Genomic DNA, 14,573 nt, shown 5'->3' on the forward strand with positions numbered 1-14,573 from the left:
CGAGTCCTGCGCTGTGCCCGTTATGCGCGACGCATGGCAGTCAACCGGTGCTTCATCTGGTGCAACGACGCAAGCCATGTCCGCAGACCGGTCAGCGTCCGCCTGCCGACGAGCGTGATTACCTGCGGTGTGGCGAATGTCATCTGCTGTATCTCGCGCCCTCTCAACGACTGGATGCCCGCGCAGAGCAGGACATCTACGACCAGCACGAGAACGACCCGGCAGACCCGCGCTATCGCACCTTCCTGTCCAGGCTGTTCACGCCGATGTGCGAGCGGCTGGCGGCCGGTGCCAGCGGGCTCGATTTCGGTTGTGGGCCGGGGCCAGCCCTGGCACGGATGTTCGAGGAAGTCGGCCACCCGATGGCATTGCATGATCTGTATTACCACCCGAACCCGGCAGCGCTCGCCCGTCAGCATGATTTCATCGTCAGTACCGAGGTGATCGAGCATCTCTACGCGCCCGGCGATGTCTTCCGTCAGTGGCTTGGGTGTCTCAAACCCGGTGGCCTGCTGGGGATCATGACGCAACCCGCCGCGGATGATCTGGATGCGCTCAAGCGTTGGCACTATCTGCGTGACCCGACCCATGTCTGCCTGTTCAGCCCGACGACCTTCGCCTGGCTGGCGCGGACCCATGGCCTGGCCTTCGAGCAGGTTGCGAGCGATAGCGTCATCTTCCGTGTTCCTGACGCAAAAACACTTGGATTTGGCGCAGACTGTCACTATATTGCCCGCGCCTTGCGAGATTCCTGCAGGGCGCTTCCCTCTCCCGTAGCTCTCCGCACCTTGCGGCATTGGCCGAACGCAGTCCTGCGCCTGGCCGAGGAACTGGTCATGCCCCGTCATCTGTTGTTGATGTCTCTCGCGCCCTTGCTGGGCCTTGCCTTGCTGGGGATCGGCAATGCCATGCTGACTTCGCTGGTCCCCCTGCGGCTGTCTGCCGCCGGTGTCTCGAGCGAGGCGATCGGCCTGATCAGCTCCGCCTACTATCTGGGGCTTGGACTGGGAGCGCTGGTCAACGACCGCCTGCTGCTGCGCATCGGACACATCCGCGCCTACGCCGGCTTCGCCTCGCTGGTGGCAGTCGCCGCCCTGGCCATGGGACTGGGGGATCATCCCGTGGTGTGGTTCCTGCTGCGCATGATGATCGGCTGGTCGCTGGTCGGCGTCTATCTGGTCATCGAGAGCTGGTTGCTGAGTGCCGCCGACCCCGCCGTACGCGGACGCCTGCTGGCGCTTTACATGATCGTGCTTTATGGCGCGGGCGTGCTGGGGCAGCTGCTGCTGGGAGTAACCGCCATGCTGAGTCTCGAGGCGGCCTTCATGCTGGTGGCGATGCTGGCGGCGGCGTCCGTATTGCCGCTGGTGCTGCTGCCGCGCGTATCACCGCTGATCGAGCAATCCGAGCCGTTGAGCCCCTGGCGTCTGATTCGCATCACGCCGACCGGCGTGTTTGGTTGCCTGGCCTCGGGGCTGGTGGTGGCAGTGCTCTACAGCCTGCTGCCCTTGGCATTGGGGGAGGGCGGCGTGCTGGACACCGCGGAGATCGGGCAGCGCATGGCGCTGGTGATTCTCGGCGGCATGCTGCTGCAGTACCCCATCGGGCGCTGGTCTGACAGTCATGATCGTCAGCAGGTATTGATCATCCTGTCGGTGGCCATCATCGGGTTCGCCGCCTTGCTGATGGGGCCGGCACGCGAAGGCATCGCGCAGTTGACGGTGTTGTTCCTGCTCGGCGGCGCGGCCTTCACGCTCTATCCGGTCGCGGTCAGCCATGCGGCAGACCGTGCCCCCGCCGGGGCGCTGGTGCGCATGAGTCAGGGATTGTTGCTGATCAATGCCGTGGGCTCGACCCTGTCACCGCCGGCCGTATCACTGCCGATGGCCGAGATGGGTGCCATGCCCGGCATGGCGCTGAGTCTGGCGGTGATGGGCGGTGGCATGCTGGCCTTCTTCGTCTGGCGACGCGTGATGCGTCCGGCGCCGCAGCCGCTGGCCCCCTTCGAGACCCATGCGCCACAGACGCCCCTGGGAACGGAGCTTGCCGTCGGGCCGGAACTGGTCGAGGCCGCCGAGGAGCACCTGCGGGATGCCGAGGTCAATGACCCGCTGGTCGAGGTGACTCGCGAGCTGGCCGTCGACATGCCGGAGCTGATCACCGAGGCGTCCCTGGATAGTCTCGAGGAGATCGAGACTCATGAGGACTAGCGGGAGGGGTCGACCAGGTTGCCCTGCGAGGCGTTGCGGCGGAACCAGCCGGTCACGCTGGCGCGCGCCTGTTTCGTCGGCAGCACCTCGTGGGGGATCCGTTCGGAAAGGAAGCACACGAAGGTCCCGGCCTCGGGGGTGACACGCCGGATTTCACGGCTGTCATCTTCGGGGTCGTAGAGCACGATCTCGCCGCCGGCGTCCGCCGGCCAGTCGGCATTGAGATAGAGCACGCTGGAAATCAGGCGATTGCCACGCCCGCGGAAGCTGTCCAGATGCTTGCGATAGAAGCTGCCGACTGGATAGTGGGCAAAATGCGCCTCGTACTCGAACAGCCCCAGATAGAGGGCACGGTTGAGTTCATCCTTGAGGGCATTCATCGCCTCCAGGTAGGCACGCTGGGCACGCGAATCGCGATCCAGCCAGCGAATCGCATCCCCGCGGATGTCCGGGCGAAGGTCATGCTCTCGCCCGCGTCCGATTCCCGCAGCCGTCAGTCGCTGATGGCTCTCCAGCGCCCGCAACTCGTCATTGAGATGGCGGATCAGGTGTGCCGGCAGAAAGTCCGGGCGCACGCTGTAGCCATGCTCGACCAGTTCATCGATCAGCAGGTTGAGCGCGGTGGGGTCCAGCAGTGGGGCGGGTGGAGGCTCATGCCCGTGGTGCATGGGGGCGAGGTGGTAGGTGGCGCAACGGAGCCCCGGGCGGTGGCGGGGAGGACAGGCTGATGGTGTGTCCGAACCCGATGGCCATCATCTCCACCAGCATCATCGCGGAAAGCCCCCACAGCAGCTGCCCGGCCACCTGATAGCCGGGCACGTACCAGGTGTCATCGCCCACGCGGATGACGTCGGTGTGGGCGCGTTCATCGCGCAGCAGCATGCTCAGTGGCATCTCGAAGATATGCGCTATCTCGCCGGGGTCGGCGCGCAGCGGCAGGTCGGGAGCGATGCGTCCCACGAAAGGCGTCACGGTCATGCCGTGCAGCGAGATCACATCGCTCAGTTGCCCGTATATCTCCACTTCGCCGGAGGGCAGGGACACTTCCTCCTCGGCTTCACGCAGCGCCGTGGCCAGCAGACTGATATCCTCCGGCTCCGCCTTGCCACCGGGGAAGGCGACCTGGCCGGCATGCTGACTCAGGTGACTGGCGCGTTGCGTGAGCAGCAGCGTCGGTTCCGGGCGGTCGATCAACGCGATGAGTACCGCAGCGCGTGGCTGGTCGTTGCTCACGATACGGGGGTGATGGGATTGCAGGCGCTGGCGCAGAGCTTCTAGCATGTCGGGTCCTCGTTGACCTTCATCTTGTGGCGTGGGATGTGAGGCGGTCAAGATGGGCGTTCAAGAGTTTCACGGGAGAGCGAATGAACTACTGCAGCCATTGTGGTGAGACGGTGCGTCTGGCGGTGCCACAAGGAGATGATCGACTGCGCTACCTGTGTGATAGCTGCGGCACCATCCATTATCAGAATCCACGCATCATCGCCGGTACCCTGCCGATACGCGATGGCAAGGTGCTGCTGTGTCGCCGCGCCATCGAGCCGCGCCTGGGGTACTGGACACTGCCGGCCGGTTTCATGGAGAACGCGGAGACCACCAGTGAGGCCGCTGCCCGCGAGACACGTGAGGAAGCGGGGGCCGAGGTCAACCTCCAGGGCCTCTACACCCTGATTGATCTGCCGCACATCAATCAGGTCTACATGCTGTTTCGCGCCGAATTGACCAGTGATTTCTCCGCGGGTATCGAAAGTCTCGAGGTGGCGCTGTTCGCCGAAGAGGAGATTCCCTGGCAGTCACTGGCCTTCCCGACCATGGAAGTGACGCTGAGGCGCTATTTCGAGGACCGTCGTGCCCGCCAGGGAGAAGGCGAATTCCCGTTGCATCTGGAACAGATCGATCTCGAGACGCGCGAGCGCTTCTTCAAGACGACACATCTACCCAAGCACCTTCAGAAGCTTTCCAGTCGCCAGCAGTCAATCGGCACTTCCTCGTAGGGGTGCGCCTCGCGCAGTGCGGCCACTGCCGTGCGAATCAGCGCGTCCTCACACACCATCTCGACCTTGACCTCCTCGACACGTTCCAGCGTGCCGCGTTCGCCGATATGCGGATTGGCACCGGCCAGCGGACGAAACTGCCCCGTGCCGCGCGTCTCGAAGCAGCAGGCCTCGTACTCGCCCATGCGTCCGGCACCCGTGGCGAAAAGCGCTTCCTTGACACCTTCCAGTGCTTCGTGTGGAACGAAGAATGCCAGTTTGTACATGGTGGGCCTCCTTGAGGGATGGCAGAGCCTGCGCGGCGTCCCCTGATGATGGCATAATGCCCGCTGCAACGGCCAAGGACACTGCCATGCTCAAATGGATCAATATCTCACTGCTGCTACTGCTGGCTCTGCTCCAGTACCGGCTGTGGTGGGGCGAAAATGGCGTCACCGAATTGTTCGACATCCGTGCCCGCGTGCAGCAGCTCTCCAGGGAAGCGGCGCAGCTGGACAACCGCAATCAACGCCTGGGCGCTGAAGTGGTCGACCTCAAGAATGGTCTGGCGGCCATCGAGGAGCGTGCGCGCAACGATCTCGGCATGGTGCGCAAGGATGAGCAGTTCCTGTGGGTGCCCAACGTCGAGGTACCCAAGCGCCAGGTCTCGTCCGCGGATGAAGTGGCGGAAGGGGCGCTGGAAGGCAAGGGACTGGAAGAGGGCCTGCCCAAGGTGCTCAACCCATGACTCGCATGAATGATGCCCCGGCGCCGCGTCTCTGGTATCTGGTGCCCGCCGCAGGCGTGGGAAGCCGCATGCAGGCTGACCGTCCCAAGCAGTATCTGGAACTGACGCCCGGCGGCAGTGTCCTGGAGGCGACCCTCACCACCCTCAGGCGCGCATTGCCCGAGGCCGGGTTGTGTCTGGTGCTGGGCGCGGAGGATGCCTATTTCACGCCGACGATGGTGCCATGGCAGGAGTGGCTGCGTGCCGATGGTGGCAGCGAGCGTGCCGACAGCGTGCTGGCAGGACTCGAGTGTCTGAGCCGAGTGGCGAGTGATGATGACCTCGTGCTGGTACACGATGTGGCGCGTCCCTGTGTCCGCGAGAGCGACATCCAGGCGCTGGTCAAGGCGGCACGCGAGAGTGATGACGGCGCCATCCTGGCCGCTCCCGCCAGTGACACCATGAAGCGGGCCGCGCGCAGCGCATCGCGCATACCGAATCCCGGACAGGGCTGTGGCATGCCTTCACGCCCCAGGCATTTCCGCTGGGCCTGTTGCGCACGGCGCTGCGTGCCGCCCTCGCGGAGCAGCCCGAGCGCATCACCGATGAGGCCTCGGCACTCGAGGCCTGTGGACGATCCCCCGTGCTGGTGCCCGCGGCGCGCGACAATCTCAAGATCACCCATCCGGAAGACCTCGCCATGGCGCGCCTGTTGCTGGCGGCCCGCGAGGATCACGCCGACAGACCCCGGACACCTGCCTGACATGATGGATCACCCCGTGACCCCCGACACTTCGAGTTCCACCCCCGACCTCCCCCGCGACCTCCGGGCATGTCCCGATGTCACTGCGCATCGGGCATGGCTTCGATGTCCACCGTTTCGGCGACGGCGATCATCTGATGATCGGCGGCGTGAAGATCCCCTACGAACATAGCTTCGTGGCGCATTCCGATGGCGATGTATTGCTGCATGCGTTGTGCGATGCGCTGCTCGGGGCCTGCGGGATGGGCGACATCGGCAAGCATTTCCCGGATACCGACAGCGAGTGGTCCGAGGCGGACAGTCGCGGCCTGCTGCGCCACGTCGTCGGGCTGATCAATGCCGCTGGTTTCGGGGTCGGCAATGTCGATCTCACCGTGATGGCGCAGGCCCCCAAGATGGCGCCGCACATCCAGGCGATGCGTGAGGTGATCGCCGAGGACCTGCGTGTGCCGGTGGCGGTCGTCAACGTCAAGGCCACCACGACCGAGCGTCTCGGTTTCACCGGTCGCAAGGAAGGCATCGCCGCCGAGGCCGTGGCGGTGCTTGGCAGGCTGCCCGCCGCGGGTGGAGCCGAGCATGTCTGAAGTGAATGCCATGTCTGAGCCGCCCGAGTCCGATGCGCTGTCTGTCGCGGCGCGAACGGCACTGGAAGCCGCCGGCAGCGAGCCATGGGTCAAGGAAGCCGAGCTGATGCAGCGCTGGCCGCATGCCCATGGGGGCCCGCTGGGCGCAGGTGACTTCCGACACACGCCGGAAGACTTTCGCGTCACGGAATTGATGGACTTCGTGCCCGAAGGTCACGGGGAGCACCAGTGGCTCTGGATCGAGAAGCGCGGTCTGACCACTGACGAGCTGTGCCGCGAACTGGCAGGTCTTTGTGACGTGGCACCGCGTGACATCGGCGTGGCGGGACTCAAGGACAAGCAGGCGATTACCCAGCAGTGGGTCTCGGTATGGTTGCCGGGGCGTGAAGCCCCTGAGCATCTGAGTGAGGCCTTGGCCGAGAAGGGGGCCCGCGTGCTGGCCAGCGTGCGGCACCCGCGCAAGCTCAAGCGTGGCGTGCATCGCGGCAATCGCTTTGCGCTGCGAGTGAGCGGCGAGGCCGTGGCCCATCCGGATTTCGAGACTCGCTGGCAGACATTGATACGCGATGGGGTGCCCAACTATTTCGGTCCGCAGCGTTTCGGGCACCAGGGGCATAACCTGGGGCGTGCACGCGCCGTACTGATACGTGGCTGGCGCAAGCGTGATGATCGCAGCGGCATGCTGCTGTCCACCGCGCGCAGCTTCCTGTTCAACGAAGTGCTGGCCGCGCGTCTCAAGGCTGGCTGCTGGGCGACGGCGTTGAGCGGTGAGGTGTTCGCGCTCGACGGGACGGGATCGCGCTTCGTCACCGATGGCAGCGAAGCTGTCGAGACGCTGACCCGGCGCCTTGCCGACGGGGATATCCACCCCACGGGCCCGCTGTGGGGCACCGGCCGTGGCGAGTCCCATGCGCAGGTCGCGGCGCTTGAGCAGGTGCTGGCGTCCAGCTGGCCTCAGCTCTGTGACGGCCTCGAGAAGGCTGGCGTGAAGGCCGAGCGTCGGCCACTGCGCCTGATGCCTGCCAATGCTCGCCTGGAGTGGGACATCACGCCGGCCCAGGCCGATGCCGAGGCGACTGCGGCCAGTGCGTGGCTGCATTTCGATCTTCCGCGCGGCAGCTTCGCCACCGGCCTGTTGCGTGAGCTGATTGCCCACCCGCTGCTGTAGCGCATGAACAGGTGAGACGATGCGCAAGATTCTGCTTTCCAATGATGATGGGGTACATGCCCCCGGGCTCAAGGCCCTGCATGATGCGCTGTGTGATCACGCGCGAATTCGCGTGGTGGCACCGGACCGTGATCGTTCGGGTGCCAGCAACTCCCTGACCCTGAGTCGCCCGCTGATGCTGTCCGCGATGGACAACGGTTTCTACAGTGTCGACGGCACCCCTGCCGATTGCGTCTATCTGGGGGTCAACGGTGTCTGGGACGAGAAACCGGATATCGTGATCTCCGGCATCAACCACGGTGCCAACCTGGGAGACGATGTGCTGTATTCCGGCACTGTGGCAGCGGCGATGGAAGGCCGCTCGCTGGGCATGTCGGCGATCGCGATGTCGCTGTGTGGCAAGACCCATTTCGAGACGGCAGGGCGTGTGGCGGCGAGTCTGGTCGGCGCGGCCGAGACGCTGGCCTTGCCGCCGCGTTCGCTGCTCAACGTCAATGTGCCGGATGTTCCCTGGCACGAGATCCGCGGATTTCGCGTCACGCGTCAGGGGCATCGTGGTCCGGCGGGCGCACCGATCGCCGTGCGGGACCCTCGCGGGCGCACCCGGTACTGGATCGCGCTGGCCGGGGACGGAGTCGACGATGGTGAGGACACCGATTTCGCGGCCATCGCGGCCGGCTATGTGTCCATCACGCCGTTGATGACCGACCTGACCTCCCATGCGGCGCGTCAGGATGTGGAGCAGTGGCTGGAAGCACTGAGTTGAGCCCATGCGCCTGGAGCGCCCGAATGCCGCGCAGTTGAGCGGTATCGGCATGACCTCTCAACGGACGCGTGATCGCATGGTCACGCGACTGGAAGAGGCTGGCATCCAGGACGAGCGGGTACTGGATCTGATGGCGGCGGAACCGCGCCATCTGTTTCTCGATGAGGCGCTGGCGCATCGCGCCTATGAGGATACCGCCCTGCCGCTGGGGCAGGGGCAGACATTGTCGCAGCCCTACATGCATGCCCGCATGACGGAGCTGGCTTTGGCCTCGGCACCGCGCCCGCGCGAGCAGTGTCGGGTGCTGGAGGTCGGCACCGGTTCGGGCTACCAGACCCTGCTGCTGGCGCGGCTGTTCGGTCAGGTGGCCTCGCTGGAGCGCATCGCCTTGTTGCATCTGCGTGCCCGGCAGCGGCTTGAGTGGTTCGGGCTGGACAATGTCCAGCTGCGTCACGCCGATGGCGGGCACGGCTGGCAGCGGGGTTTGATCTGGTGGTGGTGACGGCATGTGCCTCGCACTTGCCGCAGGCATTGCTCCAGCAGCTGGCACCGGAGGGAGTGATGATCGTGCCATTGGCGGAAGACGGCAGTGATCGTCAATGGCTGACACGAGTGCGCCACGTCGGCGACACTCAGGATATTCAGCGGCTCGAGGCTGTGCGCTTCGTGCCGTTGCTCGAGGGAGTGATCAGGTGAAACGAGCATTGAGCGTGTTCTTCAAGGGGGCGGGCATGGGCGCTGCCGATGCCGTGCCCGGCGTCTCGGGAGGCACGATAGCCTTCGTGACGGGCATCTATGAAGAATTGATCGAAACCATCAAGCGCTTCGGACCTTCCGCCATCGGTGTCTGGCGTCAACAGGGCGTCAAGGCGTTGTGGCAGCACTTGAATCTGGCGTTCTTGCTACCGCTTGCCGCCGGCATTCTCGCCAGCCTGATCAGCGTGGCGCACCTCGTCACCTGGCTGATGGAGGCGCAGCCGCTGCTGCTCAATGCCTTCTTCTTCGGTCTGGTGGTGTGTTCCGGTGTGGTCGTGGCGCGGCGCATTACCGGCTTCAGGGTCGGGTATCTGGTGTGGCTGGTGCTGGGGCTGGTACTGGCCAGTCAGCTGCCCAGCCTTCTGCCAGCGGGCACTGATGCGCCCTGGGTCATCGTCGCCGGGGGGGCCATCGCCATCAGTGCCATGTTGCTGCCGGGCGTTTCCGGCAGCTTCCTGCTGTTGACCATGGGCCTCTATGGCACCGTGATGACAGGTATCAAGAGCTTCGATCTGACGCTGATCCTGTTGTTCGGAAGTGGCTGCGCCATCGGACTGTTCACCTTCTCGCGTGTACTGTCATGGTTGTTTCGTCACCATCACACCGCGACACTGATGCTGCTGGTCGGCTTCATCCTCGGCTCGCTGCCGGTGCTGTGGCCCTGGCGCACGATCACCGATTATCGACTGGGCCCCAAGGGGGAGCAGGTACCGCTAGATTATCAATTCATGATGCCGGAGACCTATACCAGCGTGACGGGTGAGCCTGCCCAGTTGTGGGCGGCGCTTGCCCTGATGCTGGCAGGTATCCTGCTGGTCTGGTTCGCGGGTGAGCGCTCAGGACCGGATGATTCTTCCAGTGATTCCCGCAAGGAGCAGGAACATGCCTGACATGATGGACAAGGGATTCAAGCTGGCGCTGGCGGGTCTGGCGCTGGGCGCTCTGACGGCGTGCAGTACCGCCACGACGCGTCCGCAGATCCAGGATCTCAGTGGTGGTACGACACGCATCACTGCAGACAGCTATACGGTCCAGCGCGGTGACACGCTCTATGGCATCGCCTGGCAGAGTGGCCAGGACTTCCGTGACGTGGCGCGCATGAATGGCCTGCGCCCGCCCTACACCTTGCAGCCCGGGCAGACTCTGCGCCTCGACCCTCAGGCACCGTTGCCCGCGAATGCCGGCGGCAGCGATGACGCCATCGCCAGCGGCGGCGAGGTGCCGGACTGGCTGGCTCCGGATGAGTCGGCCATTGCTCAGCAGAAGCAGCGTGCTTCCCAGGCGCAGTCCCTGACCACCGGTAGCGGCGGCGTCGCGGCGGCTGCCACGGGCGCGGCCGCTGCTGCGGGCGTCGGCCCGGGGCCCGTGTATCAGGAAGGCAGTGAAGAGGCGCTGGCGGAGTCTGCGCGTGCAGCGGCCAAGGCCGAGCGTGACAAGGCGGCGGCAAACGTGAAAAGTGCCTCCGACAAGGTTGAAAAGGGCACCAACGTTGCGGGCGCCACACCCGAGGCGGCACCGGCCAAGAAAACCTATGTGCCGGTAAAAAACGTTGACTGGCAGTGGCCTACGCAAGGCGAGATCATCGGCAAATTCGGTGAGTCCGAGAGTGTGACGGGCGGCATTGATATCGCTGGTCAAAAGGGGCAACCTGTCAAGGCAGCAGGGCCGGGGATTGTGGTCTACGCGGGGAGTGGAGTGCGCGGTTACGGCAACCTCATCATCCTCAAGCACAATGACCGTTATCTGAGTGCCTACGCCCACAACGACAGCCTCCGCGTCTCGGAGAATGATGTTGTCGAGGCCGGACAGGTAATCGCCACTCTGGGAGCCACTGACGCCGAACGTGCGCAGCTGCATTTCGAGATCCGCGAGGATGGGCAGCCGAAGGATCCCTTGAAGTTCCTGCCCAAGCGCTGACGTCCACCGCTGCCACAACAAGAAGTTCCTGGCACCAGACCAGAGACAACGGGGTATCGACATGAGCATGCTGGAAAAGGATATCGATCAGGCCGAGGTGGAGCTGTCCCTCGATGATGGCGAGGAAGACGATACGCTTGAGGCTGAAGCGGAAGAGGCGGCATTCGAACGCGCCCTGAACCGTGAAGAGCGCAAGCACTACCAGAGCCTGGATGCAACGCAGATCTACCTCAACGAGATCGGCTTCTCGCCATTGCTCAAACCGGAAGAGGAAGTCTATTTCGGGCGACTGGCGCAGGCGGGAGACCCTGCCGGTCGGCAGCGCATGATCGAATCCAACCTGCGTCTGGTGGTCAAGATCGCACGGCGCTATCTGAATCGCGGATTGTCACTGCTCGACCTGATCGAGGAGGGCAATCTGGGCCTGATGACGCGCGGTGGAGAAATTCGAGCCCCGAGCGCGGTTTCCGCTTCTCGACCTACGCCACCTGGTGGATCCGTCAGACCATCGAGCGCGCGTTGATGAATCAGACGCGCACCATCCGGTTGCCGATTCATGTCGTGAAGGAGCTCAACATCTATCTGCGCGCTGCTCGCCAGTTGACGCAGAAGCTTGACCACGAGGCGACGGCCGAGGAAATCGCCGATTTCCTCGACAAGCCGGTGGAGACGGTCAAGAAGATGCTGGGGCTCAATGAGCGAGTGTCCTCGGTGGACTATCCGATGGGCGGCGAGAGTGACAAGCCGTTGATCGAGACGATCGCCGATGAAAATGACACCAGCCCCGAGTCCAGTCTGGTCGATGTCGACGTCAAGGCACATGTCGATGAGTGGCTGGCGGAGCTGACCGACAAGCAGATGGAAGTGGTGGTACGCCGCTTCGGGCTACGGGGTCACGAAGCCGCCACGCTGGAGGAGGTCGGCGAGGAGATCGGTCTGACGCGTGAGCGAGTGCGTCAGATTCAGGTCGAGGCGCTCAAGAAACTGCGTCGCATGCTCGAGAAACAGGGCCTGTCGCTGGAATCCATCTTCGAATGATTCGCTGACAAATGAAGTTAGCCAACTAACTGGACGCCTTGCAAGGCGACGATTAGACTGAGTCCTTTTTACGCATACATGGCCAACATACGCATACTGCCTCTGGTGCTGGCGATGGGTTTCGCGACCCAGGCCCAGGCTGCCGATCTGCTCGACATTACCCGTGATGCGCTGACCCACAATGCCAGCCTGTCGTCCTCTCGCTCTCTGTATCAGAGCGTCGAGGACAACGAGCGGATCGAGCTTTCGGATCTGCTGCCACAGATCTCGGCCACCGGCACCGTGTCACGCACCGATGTCACGGGCAATTCCCAGAGCGGTGTGGAAGGGGATTACACCGACAGCAACATCGTGCTCAACGTGAATCAGCAGCTGTTCGACGCTGCCGACTGGTATGAGCTGGCGACCAGCAAGGACAGTACCGAGCAGCAGAAACTGCTGCTGGATTCCGATCAGCAGCAGCTGTTGTACGATGTGGCCTCCGCGTACTTCACCATCCTCAACAACCGGGATGTGCTGGATGCGCGCATCGCGCAGGAGAAGGCCTTTTCCCGTCAGCTGGATCAGGCCAATCAGCAGTTCGAGGTCGGGCTGATCGCGATCACCGATGTCCAGGAGGCCAGAGCGTCCTTTGATGACGCACGCGCCCAGCGGATTGCCGCGGAAGCCGACCTGCAGGTCAGCTTCGAGGCACTTCAGCAATTGACCGGCCAGCAATACGATTCCATCGATGGGCTGGAAGAGGATCTCGCCATCGAAGCGCCGGTGCCCGCCAGTCGTGGCAAGTGGGTCGAGATGGCGTTGGTCAACAATCCCTTGATCGGTGCCGCGCAGAAGGGTGTCGATGTCGCCAAGGGTGACGTCAAGACCTCGCGTGCCGGTCATCTGCCGGAAGTCGGTGCCTTCGCGACCTACTCCTATGATGAAACCGACGTCGCATCCTCCGGGGGATATCAGGAATACAACCAGATCGGTATCCAGGCGTCATTGCCGATCTATACCGGTGGTCGCACATCCGCGCAGGTACGCCAGAGCACGCACCTGCTGGAGCAGAGCCAGTACGACCTGCTGGACCAGCAGCGTTCCACCACCCAGAGCGTGCGTTCGCTCTACAGTCAGGTCCGCAGCGACGTCCTGACGGTCAAGGCGCGCAAGCAGGCCATCGTCTCCAGCCGCAGCGCGCTGGAAGCCACGCGCTCGGGGTATGAAGTCGGTACCCGTAACATCGTCGATGTGCTGGATGCCGAGCAGGCGCTCTATCAGGCCCTGGCGGACTATGCCTCCTCGCGTTACACCTACGTGCTGGATCTGCTCAACCTGCGCCAGGCGGCGGGCATCATCGACGTCAACACCGTGCGCGATCTGAACGAGAGCCTCAAGCGCGATCGTCAGGTATCACTGGTTCTGCAGGACGAAGACGATACCGAGCTGGATGGCCCGGCCCAGTGATCGTTTGGTGGTTTTCACCGTGACCTTGGCGCGATGATGGAAAATAATTGATGGTCTGGAGTTGCCTCATGTCCCGCCCGTTGCGTGCTGATATTGATCTGGATGCCCTGCGCCACAATTATCAGCTGGCCTGTGAGCTGGCGCCGAATTCCCGCTCGCTCGCCGTGATCAAGGCTGACGCCTATGGCCACGGGGCCGTGGCATGTGCCCGTGCGCTGGCAGATCTGGCACCGGCATTTGCCGTCGCGACCATCGAAGAAGCGCTCGCGCTGCGGGAAGGCGGTATCACGCATCCGGTGGTATTGCTCGAAGGTGTCTTCGAGGCATCGGAATACCAGCTGGCGGCGCAGCATGACTTCTGGTGTGCCATCCACAGTGAATGGCAGCTGGCCGCCCTGGAGGCGGCAACGCTCCCCGGGCCGATATCCTGCTGGATCAAGTTCGATTCCGGCATGCATCGTCTCGGCTTCGATGCCGAGCAGGCCAGGGCGGTCAAGGAACGCCTGGTGGCGAGTGGCAAGGCGCAGGACCTTCACCTGATGACGCATTTCGCCACGGCCGACAGCCTGACGCCCGATTATTTCCAGCATCAGATGGCGGCAGTGGAAGCGCTTGCCGCTGAGCTTGCCCTGCCACTCTGTCTGGCCAACTCCCCGGCGACGCTTGCCTGGCCGCAATCGCATGCCGCCTGGAATCGTCCCGGCATCATGCTGTACGGCGCGGACCCGCTGGAAGGGGCCAATGATGCCAGCCGCCGTCTGAAGCCGGTGATGACCCTGTCTTCCGCCATCATTGCCGTACGCGAGATCGCCATCGGCGAGCCGGTGGGCTATGCCGGACGTTTCGTGGCGACGCGTCCGACACGTATCGGTGTCGTCGCCTGTGGCTATGGGGATGGCTACGATCGCCATGCGGTGGACGGGACCCCCGTACTGGTCGATGGCCAGGAAACCGTGCTGGCCGGCAAGGTGTCGATGGACATGCTGACGGTGGATATCACCGACCTGCCGGAAGCGGGCGTCGGTTCTCGCGTGGTGCTGTGGGGCGAGGGGTTGGAGGTCAATCGCGTGGCCGCCAGTTGTGACACCATCAGCTATACCCTGCTGACAGGGATCCTGCCGCGTGTTCCCAAGCATTATCACGGTAGTCAGGCACGCGAGGCGGACCCGATGGCCTCTCAGGCAGTGGATACGTGCGCCTGACCTGACGGCAGGGCTCGGGC

At 63.9% G+C, this 14,573-nt stretch carries 13 protein-coding genes and 3 pseudogenes; 13 read left to right on the top strand and 3 right to left on the bottom strand.

Going from position 1 to position 14,573, the window contains the following annotated elements:
* Nucleotides 1-59: 59 nt before the first annotated feature.
* A complete protein-coding gene (locus tag CU110_RS16535; protein ID WP_164850268.1) occupies nt 60-2,210 on the top strand; it encodes an MFS transporter in 2,151 nt (716 codons plus the stop codon).
* Here the strand turns inward: CU110_RS16535 and CU110_RS04000 are convergent.
* Together CU110_RS04000 and CU110_RS04005 are read right to left on the bottom strand one after the other, a co-directional pair.
* Complete coding sequence (locus tag CU110_RS04000) at nt 2,207-2,878, bottom strand: 2OG-Fe(II) oxygenase (RefSeq protein WP_127734643.1); 672 nt, start codon at nt 2,876-2,878, stop codon at nt 2,207-2,209. The genes CU110_RS16535 and CU110_RS04000 overlap by 4 nt on opposite strands.
* Nucleotides 2,862-3,491, bottom strand: coding sequence for a CoA pyrophosphatase (locus CU110_RS04005; RefSeq protein ID WP_077375099.1), 630 nt, complete (start codon nt 3,489-3,491; stop codon nt 2,862-2,864). The genes CU110_RS04000 and CU110_RS04005 overlap by 17 nt, the downstream gene beginning before the upstream one ends.
* An 83-nt stretch (nt 3,492-3,574) precedes the next feature.
* Here CU110_RS04005 and CU110_RS04010 point away from each other — a divergent pair, with 83 nt between their 5' ends.
* Nucleotides 3,575-4,204, top strand: a complete 630-nt coding sequence (locus tag CU110_RS04010) for an NUDIX hydrolase (RefSeq protein ID WP_127734645.1) — start codon at nt 3,575-3,577, stop codon at nt 4,202-4,204.
* Here CU110_RS04010 and CU110_RS04015 read toward each other — a convergent pair.
* A complete protein-coding gene (locus CU110_RS04015; protein WP_084208043.1) occupies nt 4,159-4,470 on the bottom strand; it encodes an NGG1p interacting factor NIF3 in 312 nt (103 codons plus the stop codon). The genes CU110_RS04010 and CU110_RS04015 overlap by 46 nt on opposite strands.
* Before the next feature lie 86 nt (nt 4,471-4,556).
* On the opposite strand from CU110_RS04015, the gene ftsB reads away from it, so the two are divergent.
* From ftsB to alr, 11 genes and pseudogenes are all read left to right on the top strand, one after another.
* A complete protein-coding gene (ftsB, locus tag CU110_RS04020) occupies nt 4,557-4,931 on the top strand; it encodes a cell division protein FtsB (protein WP_077375092.1) in 375 nt (124 codons plus the stop codon).
* Between the two features lie 68 nt (nt 4,932-4,999).
* Nucleotides 5,000-5,673, top strand: a pseudogene (locus CU110_RS04025) (2-C-methyl-D-erythritol 4-phosphate cytidylyltransferase).
* 77 nt (nt 5,674-5,750) lie between these two features.
* Nucleotides 5,751-6,257, top strand: a complete 507-nt coding sequence (gene ispF / locus CU110_RS04030; RefSeq protein ID WP_205632762.1) for a 2-C-methyl-D-erythritol 2,4-cyclodiphosphate synthase — start codon at nt 5,751-5,753, stop codon at nt 6,255-6,257.
* The gene (locus tag CU110_RS04035) at nt 6,250-7,425 is read left to right on the top strand and encodes a tRNA pseudouridine(13) synthase TruD (protein WP_338079147.1); all 1,176 of its coding nucleotides are present in this window, start codon (nt 6,250-6,252) and stop codon (nt 7,423-7,425) included. Before ispF ends, CU110_RS04035 begins: the two co-directional genes overlap by 8 nt.
* 19 nt (nt 7,426-7,444) lie before the next feature.
* Nucleotides 7,445-8,191 (top strand): 5'/3'-nucleotidase SurE, encoded by a 747-nt coding sequence (surE, locus tag CU110_RS04040; protein WP_077375086.1) that lies wholly within the window; start codon nt 7,445-7,447, stop codon nt 8,189-8,191.
* A 4-nt stretch (nt 8,192-8,195) separates the two neighbouring features.
* A pseudogene (locus CU110_RS04045) lies at nt 8,196-8,887 on the top strand (protein-L-isoaspartate(D-aspartate) O-methyltransferase).
* Nucleotides 8,884-9,837, top strand: coding sequence for a DUF368 domain-containing protein (locus CU110_RS04050; RefSeq protein ID WP_240499669.1), 954 nt, complete (start codon nt 8,884-8,886; stop codon nt 9,835-9,837). The pseudogene CU110_RS04045 and the gene CU110_RS04050 overlap by 4 nt, the downstream one beginning before the upstream one ends.
* The gene (locus CU110_RS04055; protein ID WP_240665472.1) at nt 9,830-10,864 is read left to right on the top strand and encodes a peptidoglycan DD-metalloendopeptidase family protein; all 1,035 of its coding nucleotides are present in this window, start codon (nt 9,830-9,832) and stop codon (nt 10,862-10,864) included. Before CU110_RS04050 ends, CU110_RS04055 begins: the two co-directional genes overlap by 8 nt.
* Nucleotides 10,865-10,925: 61 nt before the next feature.
* Nucleotides 10,926-11,902: pseudogene (gene rpoS / locus CU110_RS04060) on the top strand (RNA polymerase sigma factor RpoS).
* A gap of 78 nt (nt 11,903-11,980) precedes the next feature.
* Nucleotides 11,981-13,351, top strand: a complete 1,371-nt coding sequence (locus CU110_RS04065; protein WP_077375077.1) for a TolC family outer membrane protein — start codon at nt 11,981-11,983, stop codon at nt 13,349-13,351.
* Nucleotides 13,352-13,419: 68 nt separating this feature from the next.
* Nucleotides 13,420-14,553 carry an alanine racemase gene (gene alr / locus CU110_RS04070; protein ID WP_084208045.1) on the top strand — a complete coding sequence of 378 codons (1,134 nt, stop codon included), beginning with the start codon at nt 13,420-13,422 and terminating at the stop codon, nt 14,551-14,553.
* Nucleotides 14,554-14,573: the final 20 nt, after the last annotated feature.

It is taken from the genome of Cobetia sp. ICG0124, from assembly GCF_004006355.1.
In the GTDB taxonomy this organism is placed as follows: domain Bacteria; phylum Pseudomonadota; class Gammaproteobacteria; order Pseudomonadales; family Halomonadaceae; genus Cobetia; species Cobetia marina.